At 33.8% G+C, this 22,909-nt stretch carries 27 protein-coding genes; 23 read left to right on the top strand and 4 right to left on the bottom strand.

Annotated features, from left to right (window positions below; translation table 11 throughout):
* Nucleotides 1-21 precede the first annotated feature (21 nt).
* Entirely contained in the window at nt 22-1,884 is a 1,863-nt protein-coding gene (locus H602_RS0112030; protein ID WP_026978219.1) for an ABC-F family ATP-binding cassette domain-containing protein, read from the bottom strand.
* Nucleotides 1,885-2,230: 346 nt separating this feature from the next.
* Here H602_RS0112030 and H602_RS0112020 point away from each other — a divergent pair, with 346 nt between their 5' ends.
* The 9 genes from H602_RS0112020 (at nt 2,231) to H602_RS19940 (ending at nt 6,692) form a co-directional block, all read left to right on the top strand.
* Nucleotides 2,231-3,025 (top strand): hypothetical protein, encoded by a 795-nt coding sequence (locus tag H602_RS0112020; RefSeq protein ID WP_026978217.1) that lies wholly within the window; start codon nt 2,231-2,233, stop codon nt 3,023-3,025.
* 7 nt (nt 3,026-3,032) lie between these two features.
* The gene (locus tag H602_RS0112015; protein WP_026978216.1) at nt 3,033-3,488 is read left to right on the top strand and encodes a hypothetical protein; all 456 of its coding nucleotides are present in this window, start codon (nt 3,033-3,035) and stop codon (nt 3,486-3,488) included.
* 20 nt (nt 3,489-3,508) lie between these two features.
* Nucleotides 3,509-4,279 (top strand): hypothetical protein, encoded by a 771-nt coding sequence (locus H602_RS0112010; RefSeq protein WP_026978215.1) that lies wholly within the window; start codon nt 3,509-3,511, stop codon nt 4,277-4,279.
* 95 nt (nt 4,280-4,374) lie between these two features.
* The gene (locus tag H602_RS0112005) at nt 4,375-5,286 is read left to right on the top strand and encodes an ADP-ribosylglycohydrolase family protein (protein WP_026978214.1); all 912 of its coding nucleotides are present in this window, start codon (nt 4,375-4,377) and stop codon (nt 5,284-5,286) included.
* Nucleotides 5,287-5,366: 80 nt separating this feature from the next.
* Nucleotides 5,367-5,573, top strand: coding sequence for a hypothetical protein (locus H602_RS0112000; RefSeq protein WP_026978213.1), 207 nt, complete (start codon nt 5,367-5,369; stop codon nt 5,571-5,573).
* The gene (locus tag H602_RS0111995) at nt 5,570-5,875 is read left to right on the top strand and encodes a hypothetical protein (protein WP_035759564.1); all 306 of its coding nucleotides are present in this window, start codon (nt 5,570-5,572) and stop codon (nt 5,873-5,875) included. The genes H602_RS0112000 and H602_RS0111995 overlap by 4 nt, the downstream gene beginning before the upstream one ends.
* Nucleotides 5,876-5,888: 13 nt before the next feature.
* On the top strand, nt 5,889-6,107 hold the full coding sequence (locus H602_RS0111990) for a hypothetical protein (protein WP_026978211.1): 219 nt from the start codon (nt 5,889-5,891) through the stop codon (nt 6,105-6,107).
* A 3-nt stretch (nt 6,108-6,110) separates the two neighbouring features.
* Nucleotides 6,111-6,338, top strand: a complete 228-nt coding sequence (locus H602_RS0111985) for a hypothetical protein (protein ID WP_026978210.1) — start codon at nt 6,111-6,113, stop codon at nt 6,336-6,338.
* A gap of 129 nt (nt 6,339-6,467) precedes the next feature.
* Entirely contained in the window at nt 6,468-6,692 is a 225-nt protein-coding gene (locus H602_RS19940; protein ID WP_157505051.1) for a hypothetical protein, read from the top strand.
* 80 nt (nt 6,693-6,772) lie between these two features.
* Here the strand turns inward: H602_RS19940 and H602_RS0111975 are convergent, their stop codons facing one another.
* Nucleotides 6,773-8,623, bottom strand: coding sequence for a CocE/NonD family hydrolase (locus H602_RS0111975; RefSeq protein WP_026978209.1), 1,851 nt, complete (start codon nt 8,621-8,623; stop codon nt 6,773-6,775).
* Between the two features lie 132 nt (nt 8,624-8,755).
* Between H602_RS0111975 and H602_RS0111970 the strand changes: the two genes are divergently transcribed.
* The 14 genes from H602_RS0111970 to H602_RS0111895 all read left to right on the top strand — a co-directional run bounded on the left by H602_RS0111970 (nt 8,756) and on the right by H602_RS0111895 (nt 20,686).
* Nucleotides 8,756-9,916, top strand: a complete 1,161-nt coding sequence (locus H602_RS0111970) for a glycosyltransferase family 2 protein (RefSeq protein WP_026978208.1) — start codon at nt 8,756-8,758, stop codon at nt 9,914-9,916.
* Between the two features lie 167 nt (nt 9,917-10,083).
* Complete coding sequence (locus H602_RS0111965) at nt 10,084-11,385, top strand: dihydrolipoamide acetyltransferase family protein (RefSeq protein ID WP_026978207.1); 1,302 nt, start codon at nt 10,084-10,086, stop codon at nt 11,383-11,385.
* 649 nt (nt 11,386-12,034) lie between these two features.
* Nucleotides 12,035-12,805, top strand: coding sequence for a 3'-5' exonuclease (locus tag H602_RS0111955; protein WP_026978206.1), 771 nt, complete (start codon nt 12,035-12,037; stop codon nt 12,803-12,805).
* Nucleotides 12,806-12,880: 75 nt separating this feature from the next.
* A complete protein-coding gene (locus H602_RS0111950) occupies nt 12,881-13,492 on the top strand; it encodes a fumarylacetoacetate hydrolase family protein (protein ID WP_026978205.1) in 612 nt (203 codons plus the stop codon).
* Nucleotides 13,493-13,840, top strand: coding sequence for an Hpt domain-containing protein (locus tag H602_RS0111945; RefSeq protein ID WP_026978204.1), 348 nt, complete (start codon nt 13,493-13,495; stop codon nt 13,838-13,840).
* A 9-nt stretch (nt 13,841-13,849) separates the two neighbouring features.
* On the top strand, nt 13,850-15,103 hold the full coding sequence (locus H602_RS0111940) for a CinA family nicotinamide mononucleotide deamidase-related protein (protein ID WP_026978203.1): 1,254 nt from the start codon (nt 13,850-13,852) through the stop codon (nt 15,101-15,103).
* A gap of 71 nt (nt 15,104-15,174) precedes the next feature.
* Nucleotides 15,175-15,411, top strand: a complete 237-nt coding sequence (rpmB, locus tag H602_RS0111935) for a 50S ribosomal protein L28 (protein ID WP_026978202.1) — start codon at nt 15,175-15,177, stop codon at nt 15,409-15,411.
* 26 nt (nt 15,412-15,437) lie between these two features.
* A complete protein-coding gene (gene rpmG, locus H602_RS0111930) occupies nt 15,438-15,620 on the top strand; it encodes a 50S ribosomal protein L33 (RefSeq protein WP_008253902.1) in 183 nt (60 codons plus the stop codon).
* A 72-nt stretch (nt 15,621-15,692) separates the two neighbouring features.
* Complete coding sequence (locus H602_RS19675) at nt 15,693-15,845, top strand: DUF4295 domain-containing protein (protein WP_084404249.1); 153 nt, start codon at nt 15,693-15,695, stop codon at nt 15,843-15,845.
* Nucleotides 15,846-16,032: 187 nt separating this feature from the next.
* Complete coding sequence (gene ftsY, locus H602_RS0111915) at nt 16,033-17,013, top strand: signal recognition particle-docking protein FtsY (RefSeq protein WP_026978201.1); 981 nt, start codon at nt 16,033-16,035, stop codon at nt 17,011-17,013.
* Nucleotides 17,014-17,119: 106 nt separating this feature from the next.
* Nucleotides 17,120-18,367: a hypothetical protein gene (locus tag H602_RS0111910; protein WP_026978200.1), complete on the top strand. Its 1,248-nt coding sequence runs from the start codon at nt 17,120-17,122 to the stop codon at nt 18,365-18,367.
* Between the two features lie 12 nt (nt 18,368-18,379).
* Nucleotides 18,380-19,627 carry a hypothetical protein gene (locus tag H602_RS0111905; protein ID WP_026978199.1) on the top strand — a complete coding sequence of 416 codons (1,248 nt, stop codon included), beginning with the start codon at nt 18,380-18,382 and terminating at the stop codon, nt 19,625-19,627.
* 340 nt (nt 19,628-19,967) lie between these two features.
* The gene (locus tag H602_RS0111900; protein ID WP_026978198.1) at nt 19,968-20,390 is read left to right on the top strand and encodes a lipocalin family protein; all 423 of its coding nucleotides are present in this window, start codon (nt 19,968-19,970) and stop codon (nt 20,388-20,390) included.
* On the top strand, nt 20,390-20,686 hold the full coding sequence (locus H602_RS0111895) for a DciA family protein (protein ID WP_026978197.1): 297 nt from the start codon (nt 20,390-20,392) through the stop codon (nt 20,684-20,686). The genes H602_RS0111900 and H602_RS0111895 overlap by 1 nt, the downstream gene beginning before the upstream one ends.
* 102 nt (nt 20,687-20,788) lie before the next feature.
* On the opposite strand, the gene H602_RS0111890 is transcribed toward H602_RS0111895, so the two are convergent.
* Both H602_RS0111890 and bshC read right to left on the bottom strand, forming a co-directional pair.
* Complete coding sequence (locus H602_RS0111890; protein ID WP_026978196.1) at nt 20,789-21,208, bottom strand: nucleoside-diphosphate kinase; 420 nt, start codon at nt 21,206-21,208, stop codon at nt 20,789-20,791.
* 87 nt (nt 21,209-21,295) lie between these two features.
* On the bottom strand, nt 21,296-22,885 hold the full coding sequence (bshC, locus tag H602_RS0111885; protein WP_026978195.1) for a bacillithiol biosynthesis cysteine-adding enzyme BshC: 1,590 nt from the start codon (nt 22,883-22,885) through the stop codon (nt 21,296-21,298).
* Nucleotides 22,886-22,909 lie beyond the last annotated feature (24 nt).

Genomic DNA, 22,909 nt, shown 5'->3' with positions numbered 1-22,909 from the left:
ATTCTTTGATAATATAAAACCCTATTCCTCCATCTTCGCACTCAACTCAAACCATCTTTCTTCCTTATCTTCCATTTTCGTAATAATAGTTTGAAGTTCATTCGCTTTACCTTCAATCTCATTATCCGCTACTTTTCCATCCGAAAACAAAAGTTCAATTTTGCTTTTATCAATCTCTAAATCCTTAATTTCACGTTCCAACTTTTGGTATTCTTTCTGTTCGTTGAACGTCAAATTTCCAGTTGGATTACTTTGTTTCCACGCTTTTTTATCCGCTTTGTTGTCTTCTTTTTGTTGGACATCAGCGCTGTCTTCATAGGCTCTGAAATCCGAATAATTTCCAGGAAAATTCTCCACAACACCTTCGCCTCTAAACACAAAAAGGTAATCTACAATCTTGTCCATAAAGTAACGGTCGTGCGAAACCACCAATAAACAACCCGGATAATCCAGCAAGAAACTTTCCAAAACGTTCAGCGTTACAATGTCCAAATCGTTCGTTGGCTCATCCAGAATCAAAAAGTTAGGATTCTGAATCAAAACCGTACACAAATACAAACGTTTCAATTCGCCACCACTTAATTTTTCAACAAAATCATATTGTTTTTTGCTGTCAAAAAGAAAACGCTCCAACAATTGCGAAGCCGAAATGATTTTCCCTTTAGTCAACGGAATGTATTCGCCGTATTCCTTAATGATGTCAATAACGCGTTGCCCCGGTTTTGGGTTGATACCACTTTGGGTGTAATAACCAATTTTAATCGTTTCACCAACCACCACTTTTCCACTATCAAGAGGAAGCGTTCCAGTCAATAAATTCAAGAACGACGATTTTCCCGTTCCGTTTTTACCAATAATTCCAATGCGTTCGCCACGTTGAAAATCAAAACTAAAGTTGTCCAAAATCACTTTATCACCAAATTTCTTCGAAATTTTGTGCAACTCAATAATCTTACTTCCCATGCGTTCCATGTTGATTTCCAGTTCAACTTGGTTCTCTTTTCTACGGCTTTCCGCTTTTTCTTTAATCACGTAAAAGTCATCTTGACGCGATTTCGATTTTGTAGTTCTCGCTTTTGGTTGGCGACGCATCCAGTCCAATTCTTTTTTGAAAAGGTTTTGGGCTTTATCTACACTTGCGTTTTCAGAAGCCATTCGCTCCTCTTTTTTCTCTAAATAGTACGAGTAATTTCCTTTGTATTGGTATAATTTTCCGTTGTCTAATTCGATGATTTCGTTACAAACGCGTTCCAAGAAGAAACGGTCGTGCGTTACCATAAACAACGTAATATTTTCTTTTGCAAAATAACTTTCCAGCCATTCAATCATCTCTAAATCCAAGTGGTTGGTAGGTTCATCTAGAATCAATAAATCTGGACGGTTTATTAAAACAATCGCAAGCGAAAGTCTTTTTTTCTGTCCACCCGACATATTTTTCACCTTCAAACTAAAATCTTCCAACTTCAATTTGAACAAAATCTGCTTGAATTGCGTTTCAAAATCCCACGCATTATGAGCATCCATTCCGTCAAAAGCACGTTGGTACGCTTCCTCATCTTCCGGATGTTCCAAGGCTTTTTCGTACTGGTGAATCACTTTTAAAACCTCATTATCCGAAGCAAAAATACTTTCCTCAATCGTCAATTCCTCCTGCAAATTATTGTCCTGCGACAAAAACGCCATCTTAATATCTTTTCTGATCACCACTTGACCCGTATCCGATTCGTCTTCACCGTTAATTATTTTCATAATAGACGTTTTCCCTGAACCATTTTTCGCTATAAAAGCAATTTTTTGGTCTTTATTAATCCCAAAAGAAATGTCCTTAAAAAGCGTACGTTCTCCAAATGACTTCGATATATTTTCAACAGAAAGGTAATTCACAATAATAAATTTTTTGCAAAAGTAAGTCATTACAAGGCAGTAACCAATCTTTTCTCTAGCAACGCCTTTTAATATTTTTAGGAACGAATCGCTTGGGCTTTTTCAGCAATACTTGTTCCGGCTTTCCGTTCCAATCTTTTCTCTTTTTAAAGAAAAAAGAAAAAAGGATTTCACTGCAATCCGTGTTATCAGAGTAAGGTTTTTGCTTTTTTGGGAAGTTATGGGCTGTCTTTTTTTTGAAAATTTAACTAAAATAATTTTTTTGAATAAAAATAAATGTTTGTCAAAGATTATCAAAAAATAGTTTTTATATTTACAAAAATCACCCAATATAAGCCACATAATTATGAATATACACCACGAAATCATTGCGATAGATATACGCGATTCCAACGTCGCAAACCTTGAAAATTGGTTTTTGATAACCAACTATATTACTTCAGATGCAACAAGAATGTACTTGAGGCATTGCATGACAAATTGGAAAGAGTACGACAATCCCTATCAAATGGTTTACATTATCAATGACCATTTTTTTGCACATTCTCACGAAAATACGTTTCCTGAAATTGACTTTCAAGATGGAATGTCAGAGGAACTTTTGAAATTTATAATCCCAATTCAATTAAGTGAAATCGAACTGTACCGAAGTGTACTTATTGATTGGATTTTTAATATGCAACGAAAAATGCCAAAAACGGCAAAGGCTTTTCGTGCTTTGCAAAAGTATGAAGAAGATGAGTTTATTTTTCACCGCAACTTTGTCACTTCTGTAACATCCATTTCGGTGGAAGGTTTGGGTTTTGTCTTAAAAGATATTCTTGCTCCAATGGACGATAGATTCAAAGCGATTCTGCAAGAATTCAAAAACAATTACATCAGCGACAAATATTTGACCAAAATAAAACTAACTCGAATTTTTATCATCGACGCATATATTTTAGGCTACAGTTTCCGAATGGAAAACGAACCCAAAGAACATTTTTTCTGGAACTATTATTTCGAGGAACATCTACAAATGATTCAACCGTTTACGTTTGACCAAGAAATTTCAGTAACGCTTAATGACGTTTTGGATAAAATAATTAAAGTTGGAATTGAAAATTTATCAGACCGCGATAGAGATATTTTAAATAAATAATAACATTATGGTTAAAATACTAGCACCAGGAGTAATAGATGGAGATTTTATTAGCAATTACGATGGTTGTAATTTAAAAATTGGAAACTCATTAAATAAGCTAACTTTTCAAAGGATAACTTTTGACCAGGAAAGATATTTAAATATTAACAATAGCGTAAAAATGTGTTTTGAAATTGAGTTACTCGGTAGAAAGTTTTTAATGGTATTAGACGGTGAACATTTATATGAAATAGTAAAGGAAGATGGAGATGAGATTTATATTTTACTCACAAACTCGAATATGTTTTTTTCGAATCATTTTGAAGATGGTAAAAAATACGTATTTCATGGAATTATCAATTTACATTATTTGTATTCTGAAAATTGTGAGTATTTAGAAACGTTTAATTATCAACTTAATCTCAAAAATCACCAAGATCTAAAAGATATGCTCAAAGGAATAAACGAAAATATAGATTAATAACTAAATAATGAAAAACTATGCCAGTATCACACAAATTTTTAAATCATAATTGGGAAAATGGATTTAGGGCTGAAAATGCAATTTTAAAAACGGATTTATATAAACCAGAAGTTCTCATCATTGGAACAAATAATCCATCAACACCAAATGGAAATTATGCTGATTTTTTCTATGGAAGAAATTACTTCTGGACCGCTTTCAAAAATTTAGTTAATGGGAATTATAACTTACAACAGAGACGTATGCCACCAAATGGTGCTCCACAATTTCCATTAAATCCAACAATTGAAGAAGTGTTCGACTTATGTAAAAGATTCAAGTTTTCATTTGCAGATTTAATTTCAAGTGTTCTGATAAATCAAAATGAAATTAATTTTCTAGCAAATGATAATGTCATTTTGAATGATATTCAATACAATTTAATCAACGATAACAAAATAGCAGGAATTGGTGGTTTAGCAGAGTTAAACGCTATAGGAGAGGTAGCATGGAATACGAAGGAAATTATTAAATATTTATGTGAAAATCCACAAATAAAAAATATTTATTTTACAAGACAACCAAAAGGTATTTGGGGAAATCATTGGAATGAAATTAAAAGGAATGATTGCTCCAAAAATAGAAATTTCTATGTTATTTATACTCCAAGTGGTAATTCTTTGCACGGTACTCCGAGAATGAATACCCTAATTAAACATTGGTTATTCAATGAAACTGTAAATTACAATACGCTTAATGAAGAGTGGTTGCAAAACTGTGGTGTAGATATTGAAAATTTTCGTGATTAATATCGTGAATTATTTTTAAATATTAACTGCACAAACTTACCTCAATTACAAAAAAATCATTGTTGAATAACACACCTGATTTTAAATTTTTCTAAATGGCTAAAAATAACCTCCAAAAAATCCTCCTCGGAGTCGCAACTGGCGACGCTTTAGGAGTTTCGGTAGAATTCAAACCTCGGTTTTATTTCAAAGAAAATCCTGTTACGGAAATGCAAGAATTTGGAACGCATGATCAACCCAAAGGAACCTGGTCAGACGATACTTCGTTGACTTTATGTTTGGCAGAAAGCATCAAAGAAGGCTTGGATTTAGGTGAGTTAGCTCAAAAATTCATCGCTTGGAGAAACGATAATTATTGGACGGCTCGTGGTTGGGTTTTCGATATCGGTATTGGAACTCGCGTGGCAATTGAACGATTGGAAGAAGGAATCACACCAGAATTAGCTGGAGGAACTGCCGAAACAGAGAATGGTAATGGTTCCTTAATGCGAATTTTGCCTTTAATTATTTACATTAAAGATTTAGAAATCAACGAGCGTTTTGAGTGGACTAAAAAAGTGTCTTCATTAACTCATGGACATATTCGTTCAATAATGGCATGTTTTTATTATCTCGAATTTGCAAAGAAAATAATGGATGGCATAGAGAAGTTTCAAGCTTACAAAGAATTACAAACGGACATACTCGATTATTTTGAAAGTTCAAAGATTGATGTACAAGAAATTGAAAAATTTAAACGCTTGCTTGAACAAGATATTTCTTTAGTTAACGAAGATGATATCAAAAGTTCAGGATATGTAATCGATACTTTGGAAGCTTCTATTTGGTGTCTGTTAACTTCATCAAATTATTCAGAAGCAGTTTTGAAAGCAGTAAATTTAGGAAGTGATACTGATACTACTGGAGCTGTAACGGGAGGATTGGCTGTTTTAGTTCATGGAACAAATGATATTCCAAAAGAGTGGATTGAAGTTTTAGCACGGCGAGATGAATTAATTAATTTTTAGTGTTTATGTGATTTTGTTTTTGAATGACTTGATATTTACTCAAGTCATTTTTCGTATATTTGACCTTTAAAATGCTCGTTATGAAAGATAAAGAAATCAAGAATAAATTTCAAGAACCTATTTCAGATTATGAAGTGGGTGAGAGCTCGAAAGTAGATTCAGTTGAAATGCATCCTGTTTTGAAGCAATTGCTTGAAAAATCGATAAAGCAACACGAACAAGGTTTGGTCTACACTCATGAGGAAGCCATGCAAATCATAAAAGACAAATATCCATTTTTGAAATGAGTTATTCATTCTCGTGGGATATTACAGCCATTGAAACGTATATCGAAGAGATAGAATTTATTTTATACAAGTGGAATTATCGTGAAGTAGCGAATTTTAAAACTTTAGTTGATTTAAATTTGAAAAGATTATGTGAAAACACAGAAATTGGAAGACTTGATAAACAGTTAAATGTTTCGTATTTAGTCATCTCAAAGCAAACCACTTTATATTATAGTGTCGATAATGAGAACTTTAAAATTAGATTACATGTGTTTTGGAACAATTTGAAAAACCCGAACGATTTAAAAAAGCTTTTATAATAAACGCAACGCTATGGAAAATTCATCAAAAAACAACTCGAATAAAAAAGGAAACGAACCTGAAACGATTTACAATTCAAAATCTGAAACAGAACAAGTAGACGCTTTTGACTATTTACCAGACCATGTAAAAGAACGTTTAGAAAAAGCGCTACAAGAAAGTGCAAAAGGTTTAGGAAAACCTCATGCTCAAGTTACGGCAGAAGCTAAAGCTAGATATAACGTATCATAAATTATGTATTCCATTTTATGGTTGCATGAAGCTGAAATTAGCTATTACGAAGAATTGGATTTTATTTACGAAAAATGGAACATAATTGAAGTTGAAAACTTCATAGGTTTAGTTTACGATTTTTTAGAAATTTTATCTAAAAAAACCGACTATTGGAATTTATTCAAAAAAGTACGATACTTATTCAATTGTAATTTCGAGGCAATCTACTTTGTTTTACAAAATTATTGAAATTGACAAGGTAATTGAGTTAGTTTTATTTTGGAACAATAAACAAAATCCTAAATGGTTACAGAAATTATTAAAATAGTCAATTAGCTTTTTGTATCTTGAATGCTGTAATTAACTAAATTTTAGAAAATGGAAAATTCTACACTATTTATTCTAGCAGGTTTACTTTTTTTAATCGTTACTTTCTTTTACTGGAAAATCACAAGTAGATATCTAAAAAAGAACTATAAAGTAAAGTCGACACGAAGTTTACTAACTAATATCTACCATTGGGAAGGTGTGTTATTTTTAAGTAGTTCAACTACTATTGCGTTGTTCTTCATCTTTAATTATCTTGATATTTTGAAGTTCTAGTCCTGTATTTTTGTAAGTATTTTTTATTTCAAAATTAGAACGCACAAAAAAAAGCCATCCTTTCAGACAGCTTTTCCACATTATTTTATCACATCCACTTCAATCACACTATCGTCAAATACTTTGATAAACGCTTTGGTATAATCTTCTTTAGTAGCTAAAAACGGATTCTCCAAAAACTTCTGTGGATTGATTGCCATCAAAGGATACCAAGTACTTTGAATTTGAATTTGAATTTTGTGTCCTTTTTTGAACGTATGCAAAACATCCTGTAATTTGAAATTCACTTCCGTTGTTGCATTTGGTGTCAAAGCTTCTGGTTTCTCAAAACTATTTCTGAAACGAGCCGGCATAATTTCACTTCGCACCATTTGGTGGTAATTTGCGTAAAGCACGTTGGGTTTGTCTGCATTTTGAGGTTCATCTGCGGGATAAATGTCAATTATTTTTACCACAAAATCCGCATCCGTTGACGAAGAAGCAATTTTTAATTTCGCCATAATTTCGCCAGCCAGAGTTACATCTTCGGTTAAATATTCTGTAGTAAAAGTCAACACATCTGGTCGACTCAAAGCGAAACGCTGGTCTTCGCTCATGTAATTTCTTGGCGTAAATCCGTTGAATTCCGCATAATTGACACTACTTGGTGCTGGATTATTTGGGTCGCTGTAATATTCAGAAAAACCTGATTTTCCAAATTTCTCTTTTTCTAATGTACCGTTAGAAGCCAAATAGAAATTCAGTTTTTTACTTTCTTTTGGAGGCCAATTCGAAAATTCGTTCCACACTTTTTTACCCGTGTCAAACATGTAAGCTTCTGGTAAAGCAACTGCTTTTTTTGAATTTTCTTTTAGATAATGGTTAAAGAATTTGTGTTCGATGTTTTTCTGATAGAAAGTCGCAATGCTATCGCCAAAGTAAACGTCATTGTGATAATGCTTACCAGTTTCTCTTCCCCAAGCTCCATGGGAAAAAGGTCCCATAACAATGGTATTTTTCGCTTTCGGATTGTTCTTTTCAATCGTTTTATAAATGTTTAAAGGTCCAGCTAAATCTTCGGCATCGTACCAACCGCCAACTGTCATTACAGCGTGATCAATCCCTTTTAGATGCGGTAATAAGTTTCTCGATTGCCAATAGGAATCGTAATTTGGGTGAGCTAAAATTTCTTGCATGAAAAAGTTATCCTTATAATATTTGTCAGCTGCCTCTTTCAACGTTCCCAATTCATTGTAAAAAATAGAACCGTCTTTTGATGTAGACTTTATCATTTGGTCTGAATACCAACCTTGATTTTCTGCCTTCGTTTTTTGCACACCAAATACAGGAAATGTTCTTAAATAACCCATTACAAAAGCGCCGTTGTGACGGAAATCATCAAAAAAGAAATCTGAAATGGGAGCTTGTGGAGATGAAGCCACTAAAGCAGGATGATTGGCAATAGTTCCAACAGCAGTGTAAAATCCAGGATAGGAAGTTCCGTATTGGCCTACTTTTCCATTGTTGTTTTTCAAGTTTTTAACGAGCCAGTCCACTGTGTCGTACGTATCTGTACTTTCGTCTACATCTTTCTTCGTTTTATGTTCCACTTGTGGGGTCATATTCGTAAAAACACCTTCACTCATATATCTTCCACGAACGTCTTGATACACAAAAATGTACTTATCACTTTGTAAAAAGCGATTCGGCCCCAATGATCTTTTAAAATTATCTTCGCCATAAGGTGCGATGCTGTAACACGTTCTTTGCATCAACATTGGATATTTTTTATCCTTTGCAATGTCCTTTGGCGTATAAATCGCTGTAAATAATTTTGTTCCGTCTCGCATCGGAATGTAGACTTCTTTTTTATCGTAATTTTCTTTGATGTCTACTTGTGCAAATAGACTTAAAGAAATCAGTAACAGTACAGTTTGTAGTAATAATTTCATAGTGGAGTTGTATTCAGTTGTAGAATTCGTTTTACAAGTCGAAAGATAATAGGATTTATCCTTTTGCCAAATTACGTTAATGTTTTATTATGATATTTTTAAGTTGTTTATAAATCCTGCTATATTTGCTTTATGCAGTTATCCGTAATTATTCTCAACTATAATGTCCGTTATTTTTTAGAACATTGTATTCTAAGTGTTCAAAAAGCCATTCAAAACCTCGATGCCGAAATTATTGTGGTCGATAATAATTCGCCTGACGACAGTTGCGATATGGTTAAAACTCTTTTTTCTAATGTAATTTTAATTGAGAATCAGGAAAATTTGGGTTTTCCAAAAGGAAATAACATTGGTGTGGCACAAGCAAAAGGAAATTACATTTGTATTTTAAATCCCGATACCGTAGTTGCCGAAGATACGTTTACTAAAATACTGAACACTAAAAACTGGCAACTGAATACTGGTATAATCGGTTGCAAACTCATCGATGGAACAGGAAATTTTCTACCTGAATCCAAACGTGGAATTCCAACGCCGATGGTAGCATTTGGAAAAACATTTGGATTGTATAAAATGTTTCCAAAAGTAAAAATATTTCAAAAATACTATGCCGAACATTTAAACCAAAATACTTCGGGTAATGTTGATATTCTCGTTGGTGCTTTTATGGTTATGAAAAAAGAAACTTATCAAAAAGTTGGGGGATTTGATGAACGCTATTTTATGTACGGCGAAGATATTGATTTGTCATATGCTGCTTTAAAATTAGGTTTACAAAATTATTATTTTGCCGAAACATCCATTATTCATTATAAAGGAGAAAGCACGGTCAAAGATGAAAAATACCGACAACGATTCCAGCAAGGCATGGAGTTATTTTATGCAAAACACATGAAAAGTTCTGTTTTCTTTAATAGTTTCATGAAAGTGGGAATGTTGTTTTTTGCCACAATTAAAATGAAAAGTAATGCAAAGATTTCAAAATCACAACCCATGCATTATGTGCTTTATTCAAACGACATGGAATTGAAAACTAAATTAGAGCAAAAACTCAAAAAGAAAATTCAGTTAAAAAATAGTAGTTTGTCAGAAAAATGTGCGTCGCAAAGTCTGTGCAGTGAAATGACTACTGAAGTTATTTTAGATACAAATTCGCACAGCTATAAAGCATGTATTGCTTTTTTAGAACAGAATAAAAATAAAAATATTAGTTTTAAAATTAAACCTGTTGATGCAAATTTTATCATTGGAAGCAACAACAGTAATGATCGAGGAGAGGTAATCCTGCTTTAAAAATCGACTAAAAAATCGGTGGAAAGTTATTTTTAATGAAGGAAAAATACTGTAAATTTGTATGCAATTAGATAATAAATTGTAAAATTACAGATTTGGTAGTGTAAACTCAAAAATATGATTAATTTTGCATTGAAAAATAAAAAAATCACCTTTAGGTTAATAATATGGCAAAGTTTGAATTGAAACTTCCTAAAATGGGAGAAAGTGTTGCAGAAGCAACAATTACCAACTGGCTTAAAAACGTCGGAGATGTTATTGAAGCGGATGAAGCAGTTTTAGAAATCGCTACTGATAAAGTAGATTCTGAAGTTCCTTCAGAGGTTTCAGGAAAATTGGTAGAAATTTTATTTCAAGTTGACGATGTAGTTCAAGTGGGTCAAACCATTGCTATTATTGAAGTTTCAGGTGAAGGAAATGAAACTCCAGCAGCAGAAACTCCAGCAGCGGCAGCAAAGATCGAAAAAGAAGTTACAACTGCAAAAGAATCTGTTGTTCCAGCAAATTTCAGTGATTCTGACAAATTCTTTTCTCCTTTAGTAAAGAATATTGCTAAAGAGGAAGGTATTTCTGTTGCGCAATTAGAAGCAATTGCAGGTTCCGGAAAAGACGGTCGTGTAACTAAAGATGATATTTTAAATTACATTTCTGATCAGAAAAATATAACAAAAGCGCCGGTTGCCGCACCAGCTGCTCAAGCAAAAGTTTCCACTCCACAACCGATAGCGGCTGCAAAATCTGCACCAGTATCTGTAAATGGTGGTGATGAAATCATTGAAATGGACCGTATGCGTAAATTGATTGCCGGCTACATGGTCGCGTCAATTCAAACTTCGGCTCACGTTCAATCATTCATTGAAGTCGATGTAACAAACATCGTAAAATGGAGAGATAAAGTAAAAGGAGCGTTCGAAAAACGCGAAGGCGAAAAACTGACTTTTACACCAATTATGATGGAAGCCGTGGCAAAAGCCTTGAAGGACTTCCCAGGAATGAACATTTCAGTGGATGGAGATCACATCATTAAAAGAAAAAATATCAACCTTGGAATGGCAGCTGCTTTACCAAACGGAAATTTAATTGTACCTGTAATTAAAAACGCAGACCAGTTGAATTTAGTAGGAATGGCAAAAGCCGTGAACGATTTAGGTGGACGTGCAAAAGCAGGAAAACTAAAACCAGACGACACACAAGGCGGAACATACACGGTAACAAACGTAGGAACTTTTGGAAGTGTTTTCGGAACGCCAATCATCAGCCAGCCACAAGTCGGAATTCTTGCTCTTGGAGCCATCCGCAAAGTGCCGGCGGTTATTGAAACTCCAGAAGGCGATTTTATCGGAATCCGTCAAAAAATGTTCCTTTCGCACTCTTATGACCACCGAGTGGTAGATGGTGCTTTAGGAGGAAGTTTTGTAAAACGTGTAGCCGAATATCTAGAAGCGTTTGACGTAAATAGAGATTACTAATTTTTGTCAACCTGAACTTGTTTCAGGTTCTAAAAACCATATAAACCCAATGCTGAAAAGTATTGGGTTTTTTATTTGGAGCAAATCGACAGTCTGTTTTTTAATCCATATTCCCGCTTTCCGCTGCAATACTTTATGTTCCGAACCCCGGAACATAAAGTATTTCCACTGCAATCGGGGCTATTTTAAAATCTTTCGGCTTCTTTTGATCTTTTGGCTTTTTAGAAGTTATAAATGTGAAGCAGTGTTCATTTATCCTGCAAGGTTTTTAAAACCTTGTAGGTATTTGTTTATAACAGACAAACCTACAAGGTCCAAAAAAGACCTTGCAGGAAATTGGAATCAAAAATATTCGAGTAAAATAATTTCAGTGAATCATGATTATCCAACAATGTTTCTAAAATCTTATAGGTATTCAAGTAGATACAATTAAGTCTATAAGGTAAAATAAAACACAAAAAAATATCAATTACTAGCTATTAAGCCTTAATAAATCTTACTATCTTAATGGTTTTAAATTTTTCAAAATGATTTCACAAAAGCATATTTAAAGGTAAATTTGTATCAATTCAATAACGATTTTAAACCAAAATTAGCAAAGCAAACAAATCTAAACTGCTATATTTGTAAACCTAATAAAACAATCTAAATGGAACTTAAATTAACGAAACCAATTTGCTTTTTTGACCTCGAAACCACTGGAATTAACATTACAACAGACAGAATCGTTGAAATTGCCATCTTTAAAGTTTTTCCAAACGGAAATAAAGAAAGTAAAACGTGGCTCGTAAATCCTACAATTCCAATTCCAGCAGAAACAACTGCAATTCACGGAATCTCGGATGAAAAAGTCGCCAATGAACCTACTTTTGCTGAACTAGCTTCAGCGGTGTACAATATGATTAAAGACTCTGATTTAGCAGGATTTAACTCTGACAGATTTGACATCCCTTTATTAGCCGAAGAATTATTAAGAGCTGGAGTGGATTTCGATATGAAGAACCGAGTTTCAGTTGACATTCAAACCATTTTTCACAAAAAAGAAGAACGTACGTTAGGTGCTGCGTATAAATTCTATTGTGGAGAAACCTTGGAAAATGCGCATTCAGCAGAAGCCGATACCATGGCAACCTATGAAATATTGAAATCGCAGTTTGATCGATATGAGGATTTGCCACAAGACATGAAATCGCTTTCTGAATATACCACACGTAAAAAAACAGCCGATTTTGCAGGATTTATCATCATCGATAAAGATGGCGACGAAGCATTTAGTTTTGGGAAAAATAAGGGAAAGAAAGTAAACGATGTTTTAGAAACCGAGCCTGGTTATTTCAGCTGGATTCAAAACGCGGATTTCCCACTTTATACCAAGAAAGTTTTAACGGCTATTAAATTGAGAAAATTAAATACGAAGTAATAGTAGTATTCAGTATTCAGAAAATTAGTGTTCAGTTGAAGCACAAAACCACTGGCCACCCTAAAACTCGAAAAAATGAAAATAATCTGCATCGGTAGAAATTATACCAAACACATTGAGGAATTACAAAACGAACGACCAGAAGAGCCAGTTGTTTTTTTGAAACCGGACACGGCCGTTTTGCCTAAAAACATGCCCTTTTTTATTCCTGATTTTTCGGACGACATTCACCATGAAGTCGAGATTTTAGTTCGAATCAATCGCGTCGGAAAACACATTGAGCCTAAATTTGCACATAAATATTATGATGAAATTGGTCTTGGAATTGATTTTACCGCAAGAGATTTGCAAGCAAAATTAAAGGAAAAGGGTTTGCCATGGGAAAAAGCCAAAGGTTTTGATGGTTCGGCGGTTATTGGAAATTTTGTTAATAAAGATAAATTTGAATCACTACAATCAGTTAACTTTGAATTGACCAATAATGGAGCTGCTGTTCAAAAAGGCTGTACGTCAAATATGTTGTGGCAAATTGATGAGCTGATTGCTTATGTTTCGCGCTACTTCACATTAAAAATTGGCGACATTATTTTTACAGGAACTCCAGAAGGCGTTGCAAAAGTCAAGACAAATGATGTTTTGGAAGGATTTATAGAGGGAGAATCAATGTTTAGAATACAAGTCAAATAAATGGCACTACATTATAATTTAGCAAAGGTTCACGCAATTTCAGAAAATGATACCGACTTTGTTTTGCAAATTTTAAAACTTTTTGTGCTAGAAGTCCCTAAAGATTTGCTACAAATAAAGGAATCCATAAACGACAAAAATTATCAAAATGCATTTCAATTTTCGCATAAAATGAAGCCTTCATTGGACTTGTTAGGAATGACCATCGCATTTGAAGATACTGTTTGTATTGAAAATTGGACAAAAGAAAGCGGTAAAAAGAAAGAAATAAAGGACACGTATAAAAGTTTAGAGCACCATATTGAAAAAGCAGTTAAAGAGATTAAGAAAGATTTTCATTTACAATAAAATCATTTTATGAAAGCAGCGATAGTAACCATTGGCGATGAAATTTTAATTGGCCAAATAGTAGATACCAATTCGGCATATATGGCGAAAGCCTTGGACAAAATCGGAATCGAAATTGCGGAAATGCTTTCGATCTCTGATGATAAAAAGCATATTTTAGACACTTTTGCGCATTTGCAAAACAAAGTAGATTTGGTTTTAATTACCGGTGGTTTAGGGCCAACAAAAGATGATATTACAAAGAAAACTTTTTGTGATTATTTTGAAGACGAACTGGTAATCAATCCAGAAGTTCTGCAACATGTTACACAAATTATTGAAGGTTTTTACAAACGTCCGATCACTCAAATGAATCGGGATCAAGCATTGGTTCCGTCAAAATGTACAATTTTGACAAACGCAAATGGGACTGCTCCAGGAATGTGGATGAAGAAGGAGGATACCGTATATATTTCGCTTCCAGGTGTTCCTTATGAGATGAAAGATATCGTGGATAACGTAATTGTTCCTAAAATTATTAAAGAGTACGAGCGTCCATTTATCATCCATCAAACCGTGATGACTTACGGTCAAGGGGAAAGTATGGTTGCAGAGCGAATTGAGGAGTGGGAAAATAATTTGCCTGTATTTATAAAACTCGCGTATTTGCCAAGTCCAGGACGCGTGCGTTTGCGACTTTCAGCCAGAGGAACTATTGAGGAACTCTTGAGAACCGTTCTTGCGGAGCAAATTAAGCAACTTACAGCAATCATTGGAGATATCATTGTTGGCTTTGATGATGGTGAGTCTATCGAAGTGATTTTGGGTAGAATGTTGGTGCAACAAAATAAAACCTTGGCTACAGCCGAAAGTTGCACTGGAGGAAAAATAGCGGAGAGAATCACTGCAATTCCCGGTGCTTCGGCTTATTTTAAAGGAAGTATTGTTTGCTATTCCGAAGCCGTAAAAGTAGAGATTTTGCAAGTGTCAAAAGAAACTATTGCAAAGCACTCGGTTGTGAGCGAAGAAGTTGCAAGAGAAATGGTTGTAAATGTTCGAAAATTATTGAAAACCGATTACGCCATTGCTGTAACCGGAAATGCGGGACCTACCAAAGATGCTACGAATGAAGAGGTTGGAACTGTTTTTATTGCATTAGCAACTCCGAACGCAGTTTTTGTTGAGAAATTTGACTTTGGCCAACCCCGTGATAAAGTGATAGATAGAGCGGTAAATAAAAGTTTTGAACTTTTACAGAAAGAAATTTTAAAAAATGTACAGTAATTATTTTGTATAAAGGTTTTAATTTCTTTTCTTTGCACCCTGATTTTGAATAACGATAAAAGATAAGAATAATGTCAAGAGTTTGTGACCTTACAGGTAAAAGAGCTATGGTGGGAAATAATGTTTCTCACGCAATGAACAAAACTAAAAGAAAGTTTTCTGTAAACTTACTTAAAAAACGTTTTTATCTTCCGGAAGAAGATAGATGGATTACTTTGAGAGTAGCTGCATCTACAATAAAAACAATAAACAAAAATGGAATTGAGGCTGTGTTGAAAACGGCTAAAGCAAACGGATTTATTAAATAAATCTTCCACAATAAACATATAGCAAGATGGCAAAGAAAGGCAATAGAATCCAAGTAATATTAGAATGTACAGAGCACAAAACATCAGGTGTTCCAGGAACTTCTAGATACATCACTACAAAGAACAAAAAAAATACTCCAGATAGATTAGAGATTAAAAAATTTAATCCAATCTTGAAAAGAGTAACAGTTCACAAAGAAATTAAGTAATAATTTAAAATTTTGACGAAAGGGTAAATCAATGTATTTATCATTTCATTAAAATTCAAATACATTTGAATCATGGCAAAGAAAACCGTAGCATCGTTACAAACAGCTTCAAAGAGATTATCAAAAGCTATTAAAATGGTGAAATCTCCAAAAACAGGCGCTTACACATTCGTTGAGTCTATTATGGCACCTGAATTAGTAGATGAATTCTTGAAAAAGAACTAATCTAAAAATACAATATATAGAAAAGCTACTTTCCACTCGAAAGTAGCTTTTTTATTTTTATATTTGTCCGAGAATTTAAGTAGTAAGGTTGTTGTAATAAGTAGTACGATTTAAATTACTAGTGTTGGTGCAGTAGTAGTATGTGTACTGTGGTAAGCTGACAACCGATAATCGATAAGTAAAAAGTATGAGTTTCTTTAAAAGAATATTTTCGTCAGAAAAAAAGGAATCGGGTTTAAACGAGCAAGCCAAAGAAACGCTTGACAAAGGCTTGGAGAAATCCAAAACTTCTTTCTTTTCTAAACTGACCAAAGCAGTTGCCGGAAAATCAAAAGTGGATGAAGATGTATTGGATAATCTAGAAGAAATTCTAGTAGCCTCTGATGTAGGTGTAAATACAACACTTAAAATCATCAAACGTATTGAGAAAAGAGTCGCCGAAGATAAATACGTAGGAACGGATGAATTAAATCAAATTCTACGCGATGAAATTGCAGCATTGCTTTCCGAAACGAATAATACAAATTCTTCCGTTTTCGAAATTCCAGCCAATAAGAAACCTTATGTTTTAATGGTGGTTGGGGTAAACGGTGTAGGAAAAACTACGACGATTGGAAAACTAGCATATCAATTCAAAAAAGCGGGTTATAAGGTTGTATTAGGAGCGGCTGATACTTTTAGAGCAGCAGCTATTGATCAGTTGCAAATTTGGGCAGATCGAGTGGGGATTCCTATGGTGCGTCAAGAAATGGGTAGTGATCCTGCTTCTGTAGCTTTTGATACCTTGAAATCAGCTGTGGCACAAGATGCCGATGTTGTCATTATTGATACAGCGGGTCGATTACACAATAAGATCAATTTAATGAACGAACTTACTAAAGTAAAGCGTGTGATGCAAAAAGTCATCGATGACGCTCCACACGATGTAATGTTGGTACTAGACGGTTCTACTGGACAAAATGCATTTGAACAAGCCAAACAGTTTACTGCTGCAACAGAAGTGACTTGCTTAGCGGTTACAAAATTAGATGGAACTGCAAAAGGAGGTGTCGTTATTGGTATATCAGATCAGTTTCAAATTCCTGTAAAATACATTGGAGTAGGAGAGGGAATCGAGGATTTGCAAGTGTTTAATAAAATCGAATTCGTAGATAGTTTTTTCAAATAAAACGGCCATCAACAATACCAACAAAGCTCAAAACATTTTGGGCTTTTTTTATGGAGTTAACATGAATTATCTTAATTTGCAAGCTTAATTTTAGCTTGTAACTACCATGAAAAAACTATTACTTTTAAATGCCTTACTGTTTTCTGTGTTGCTTTTTGGACAGAATGATTTTAAAAAAGGATATTATATTGACAACCAAGGAATCAGAGTAGAAGGTTATCTTAAGACTTTTTCTTTTGGAAAATCCAACGACGATTCTTTTGAAAATTTAGATTTTAAAAAAGATTTAAATGCAACTACTGAAAAAATATCGAAAAATACAATAACTACTTTTGGTTTTGGAACTGACCTAAAGTATCAAAAAATGACGGTTCAACTTGATGATACTAATTTGTTTAAAGATTTTAGTTCCGACAAGGATTTTTTACTTAAAACCAAAGTAGTGTTTTTGAATGTCTTGATGGAAGGGAAGGCAAATCTGTTTGGCTACGAGGGAATAAATGGAACCAAGTTTTTTTACTCTATTACTTCAGAGAAAGCACCTGCAAAACAGTTGTTATACAAAAAATATTACAAATCTGGTAAATACCTAACCGAAAGTACTGATTTTAGAGAACAACTTTTTAAGAATGTAATGTGTTCAGATCAAACTTTTAACGACTTTCTGACGATAAAATACAGTCAGGACAGCTTGCTGAAGGTATTTTCAAAGTATAATTCTTGTAATAACAGTTCCACTACCGTTTATAGTAATACAACAAAAAAGAAGTTTACAATCCGAGTTGCTGCTTTAGCAGGCTACACGTTTGCAAAACTTCAACTTCAAGACTTAGAGCTGCCCGTAGATGAGGTTGCATTTGGATCGGTTCAGTTTGGTGCAGAAGGAGAAGCGATGATTTTTTCTGATAATATTGCTTTATTCGCCACGGTAAAATTCAGTTCTGCTAGTGCCAGCGTTGGAAAAACGTTCATGCTTTCGGAATTTAATACTACTGAATATATAGATCGATACACATTGGATGGTAATTTTATTGATTTTGTAATTGGAATACGATATTATCAAACCGTAAGTCGCTTTGCTAAATTGTATGCAGGTGCAGGATTTGGAGTAAACAATACGAGTGGTAAGATAACTAGAACTTTCGTCAATACTGACACATCTTTTGAAAATACTGCCACTAAAGCAAATCTTGGTGATTCAGCGTATGGTGTTTTGCAAATAGGTGGATTGATCAATAATCACTATGCCGTTGAATTTTCATACGATACTACAAAAGACATTGTTGGAACGCCTAATCTTCCAGGTACTTCTTCATACAAACAATTTAGTGTTGCTGCTAAATATATATTCTAATATCAGACAAATATGAAGAAATTATTGCTTTTAAATACTTTATTGTTTTCTGTGTTGCTCTTTGGACAGAAGGACTTCAGGCAAGGATATTACATCAACAATCAAGGACTGAAAGTAGAAGGTTACATCAAATCCAATACTTTTAAAACGAGCAATGATCCATCTTTTTCAAATTTTGAATTTAAAATAGCCTCCAATCAACCCATTCAAAACATTGAAAAATCAGTCGTACGAGAATTTGGTTCAGGTTTGGACTTGAAATTTGTAAAAATGAAGGCGTTAGTAGATGATGTTAGTTTTTTTAACAAGTCAAATAACAGCAAGGATTTTACCGTTACAGAAAAAATAGTTTTCTTGAATGTTATAGTGGAAGGTAAGGCAACTTTATATGCTTATGATGGTGGACAAGGTGTCAAATATTTGTGGAAAAAGGAAGGCGATGAAGAAGTAGCACAGCAATTTTTGTACAAACAATATTACCAAGCTAGTATGAATTTAGCGAGTAATGCGACCTTCAAAGACCAATTGTTTAAAAATTTAAGCTGCCAAAACCAAACTGTTTCAGACTTTAGCAAAGTGCAATACGATAAGGAGGAACTTATTTCAATCTTTGAAAATTACAACAAGTGCAATGGAAGTACGTCAATCGCTTTTGAAGATAGCGATGAAATGAAAACACGAGTTTATTTCTCTGCTTTACTAGGATACAATTTAGGTAATTTTAGAGTGGATAAGATTCAGCATCCTACAGATCCTGAGACTATAGGAATGGCTAGCATTGGTGGTGAAGCAGAGTTGTTATTTGCCTCTGGAACTACAGGTATTTATGCCAACTTTGAGTATAAAAAGGCAAAAGGATCTACTGAGCAAACGGGCTCTGTATCGCAAATTGGCAATGCAGATTTACGACGCGTTTACAGATTAGATGCTAACTTTTTTGATCTCGTTGGTGGTGTTCGGTTTTACAAAAAAATTAAAACACACAGTGAAGTATTTTTAGGCGCGGGTGTTGGAGTGAATTTTGTATCAGGCAGGTTGCCATTTTATCAATCCAGTGCTGGGGATGAAGATTTAACACAGATTAGAAATATAGAGTTAGGAGGAAGTCCATTCTTCACTTGTCAGGTAGGATATAGATTTAATAAACATTACGGGATCGATATCAATTACGACAGTGCAAAAAAGATATTTGGAGATCAAACAGGAGAAGGAGAGGCTAAATTTAGTGAGTTGGGTGTGAATTTACGTTACACATTTTAAATTAATAAAAGATCATATGTAAATGTATCAAATAGTTCTCAAACTAATATAATGCCGCATTCGCTCAGATTGCGGCATTATTTATTTTAAGAAAGCTATTTTAGTAGAAGAAATGATAAGCATTTTTCAATCGATTTTTTACAAATATTTGTAGCAACTTAATTTTACAAATGGAATTAGATACGTTTAAAAATTCTTTACATTATGCATTCAAGATCAATTTATGGTAATTAATCCAAATTTTTCTTCTATTTATAGACTGTAAAAATTAGTATTACTTGTGCGCTTTACTTTTTTACCATGGAATAAAATAGTAATTTTATTTTTTTAAAATTTACCCATGAAAAATACCTTCTTTGCTTTAATTACCGCGTTTGTCTTGCTTTCCTGCCAAGACAAAAAAGCTGAAAATTTCAATCTCGATTTGCTTAACGGCTATTGGGAAATTGAAGAAGTTACGCTTGCAGATGGTTCAAAGAAGGAATATAAGATGAATGAAAATATCGACTTTTTCGAAATTAAAAGTGATTCTGGATTTCGTAAAAAAGTAACGCCACAATTTGACGGAACCTATTTAGTGAATGATGCAGATGAAAAAATCAAAATTGAAAAATTAGCAGACGGCACTTATATTTCTTACAAAACGGCGTACGCCACGTGGAAAGAAAAAATTGTAACTTTATCTGAAGCACAATTGATTCTAGAAAACAAGCAGCAGATTAAATACCAATATAAGAAACCAATTCCTTTTACTATAAAATAATGGCAAAACGATTCAGAGACGACAATACGGTTGGCGATGTTCTAAAATTTATCATCAAAGATAACAGGTTGGAAGCAGGAATGAATCAGATTTCCGTAAAGGAAGCTTGGCAATCCTTGATGGGAAACGGTGTGAACAGCTATACCAAAAGCGTAGTTTTAAAAGGAACAATTCTTTACGTAGAACTTTCTTCTGCCGTCTTGCGCGAAGAATTAAGTTTTGGCAAATCCAAAATAGTTGCCATGCTGAACGAAGAACTTCGCCGGGATCTTATTAAAGAAGTAGTTTTAAGATAAAAAAAAATCCGATTCAAAATAAATTGAATCGGATTTATATTTTGTGCGCAATTTTCGGACTATCAATTTAAAACTGTGAACCGAGAACCGACAACTTTCTTTTTAGAATTGCTCTCTTCCTGCAAAGTGAAAAGCACCTTCGATAGCTGCATTTTCGTCTGAATCAGAACCGTGAACTGCATTTTCTCCAATAGAAGTAGCGTATGCTTTTCTGATTGTACCTTCTGCTGCATCTGCTGGGTTTGTAGCACCAATTAAAGTTCTGAAATCTTCTACTGCATTGTCTTTTTCAAGAATTGCAGCAACGATTGGACCTCTTGACATAAATTCTACCAATTCTCCGTAAAACGGACGAGCAGCATGAACGTCATAAAATTTTTGTGCATCAGCAGTAGTCAATTGCGTTAATTTCAAAGAAACGATTTTGAAACCTGCATTTGTAATCATTGCCAAAATGTTTCCGATGTGTCCGTTTGCAACTGCATCCGGCTTAATCATTGTAAATGTTCTATTTGTAGCCATTTTTCTTATATTAAATTCGGTGCAAAAGTAGTTTTTTATAATTAAAAAATAAACGCTTCTTTTAAATATTTGAAAATAATAATTGGCTTAAATCACTACTACTTCAAATCGATTGTCTAACGGTTTTAAAACTTTAACTAATTTCTCAATCAATTCAGTGCCATTTTCCAAATAAAATTCTGAAAAATTAGCCGATCGTTCTTGCAAACTGTGCTTGGGGAATAATTCGTCTTGCAATTCAATTATTCGGTTCAATTGGTCCGCATGTTGTTTTTTCTCCGCTTTAATCAGCCTTTTTTCTAATGTATTTAGACCTTTTAATTGCTTTGTCTCTTGTGCATTTACAGCACCGATAAAGGAAGGATCCGTAAGTTGTGCCATCTCTTTTAGTTTGGCAAATTGCGCTTCCAAAAATGCTTTTTGTTCTGAAAAATCTAATGTAAAATCAGATGCTTTTCTGACAATTTTTTCTTGCAATTCAAATTGTTTCAAGAATAAATCACTCCACTTCAGTTCAAGTTTATCTGCTTTCTTCGCCTGCTTTTCGGTAGCCAATAAAACAGAATTTCGCAATAATAGCGCTGGAAATGTAATGTTGGAAGCATCAAAAAATGATTTCAATTCCAGCCAATACGCCAATTCTCCACCACCACCGATATAACATAAGTTAGGCAAAATTACTTCTTGGTAAAGCGGACGCATGATCACATTGGGACTAAATTTTTCAGGATTATTGTCTAATTCTTCAAACAGTTCCTGCGCTGTGAATTTGATTTCAGTATTGTTTACAGCATAAATGGTATCTTCCAAAATAATGCGTTCCCGAAAATGATCTTCAATGTAAAACAAATTGATTTCTCGCGGATTCACTTGGATTTTGTAATCCGACAAAACTTCGGCAGTTTCGGCTACTTTTTTATGTGATATTTGGTGCAATAATTCCTCCTTAACATATGGAATAAACAACTTTTTTAAAGCGGCATCGTCTGCATCCAAAATAACCAATCCGTGCGAACCAAAGAGCTGATCGGCTAAAAATCGGGTGGCGTTGGCTAAATTGTTATGCTTTAAATAAGCGTCTTCGAATAAATTTTTAAGTTCCTCCGCATTTTTTCCCAATCCCAATTCGGATTGAAATTGCATTAAAACTTCACTTAAACCTTCCGTGGAAAATCTTCCTACAGGACCAGCACTTGCTCTGTCCCACTGCAATTTTTTTCCTTTAAATTTAAAATAATTTATTTCGTCAAAATCATGGTCTTCGGTTGCCATCCAATAAATAGGTACAAAATTTTTATCCGGATAAGCGACTTTTAATTCGTTAGTCAAATTAATGGTCGAAATAATTTTATACAAAAAATACAAAGGTCCTGTAAATAAATTCAGTTGGTGGCCTGTAGTAACAGTAAAAGTATTGGATTCCTTTAAATCATTTATGTTTTTTGAAGTCAAATCTGAAATTGCAATAGATGCATATTGCTTACTCAACACTGAAAAAAGTACTTCTCGATTTGAATTCAGATAATTAGATTCCTTCTCTTCAATCTGTTCTTTAAAATTTTCTAGGGTTGGAAATCTGTTGTATAGCGACTGTAAGTGTTCTTTTTGGTCTAAATAATCATTCATTAAAGGAACAAAATATCCGGATTCTTGGTAGCTGATACAGTCGGTTGGCATAATTTAGAAATGTATAAATTTTTG

The organism is Flavobacterium tegetincola DSM 22377 (assembly GCF_000425485.1).
In the GTDB taxonomy this organism is placed as follows: Bacteria; Bacteroidota; Bacteroidia; order Flavobacteriales; family Flavobacteriaceae; genus Flavobacterium; species Flavobacterium tegetincola.
Note: the sequence above shows the minus strand (reverse complement) of the source record. Positions and strands in the feature narration are given on the sequence as shown.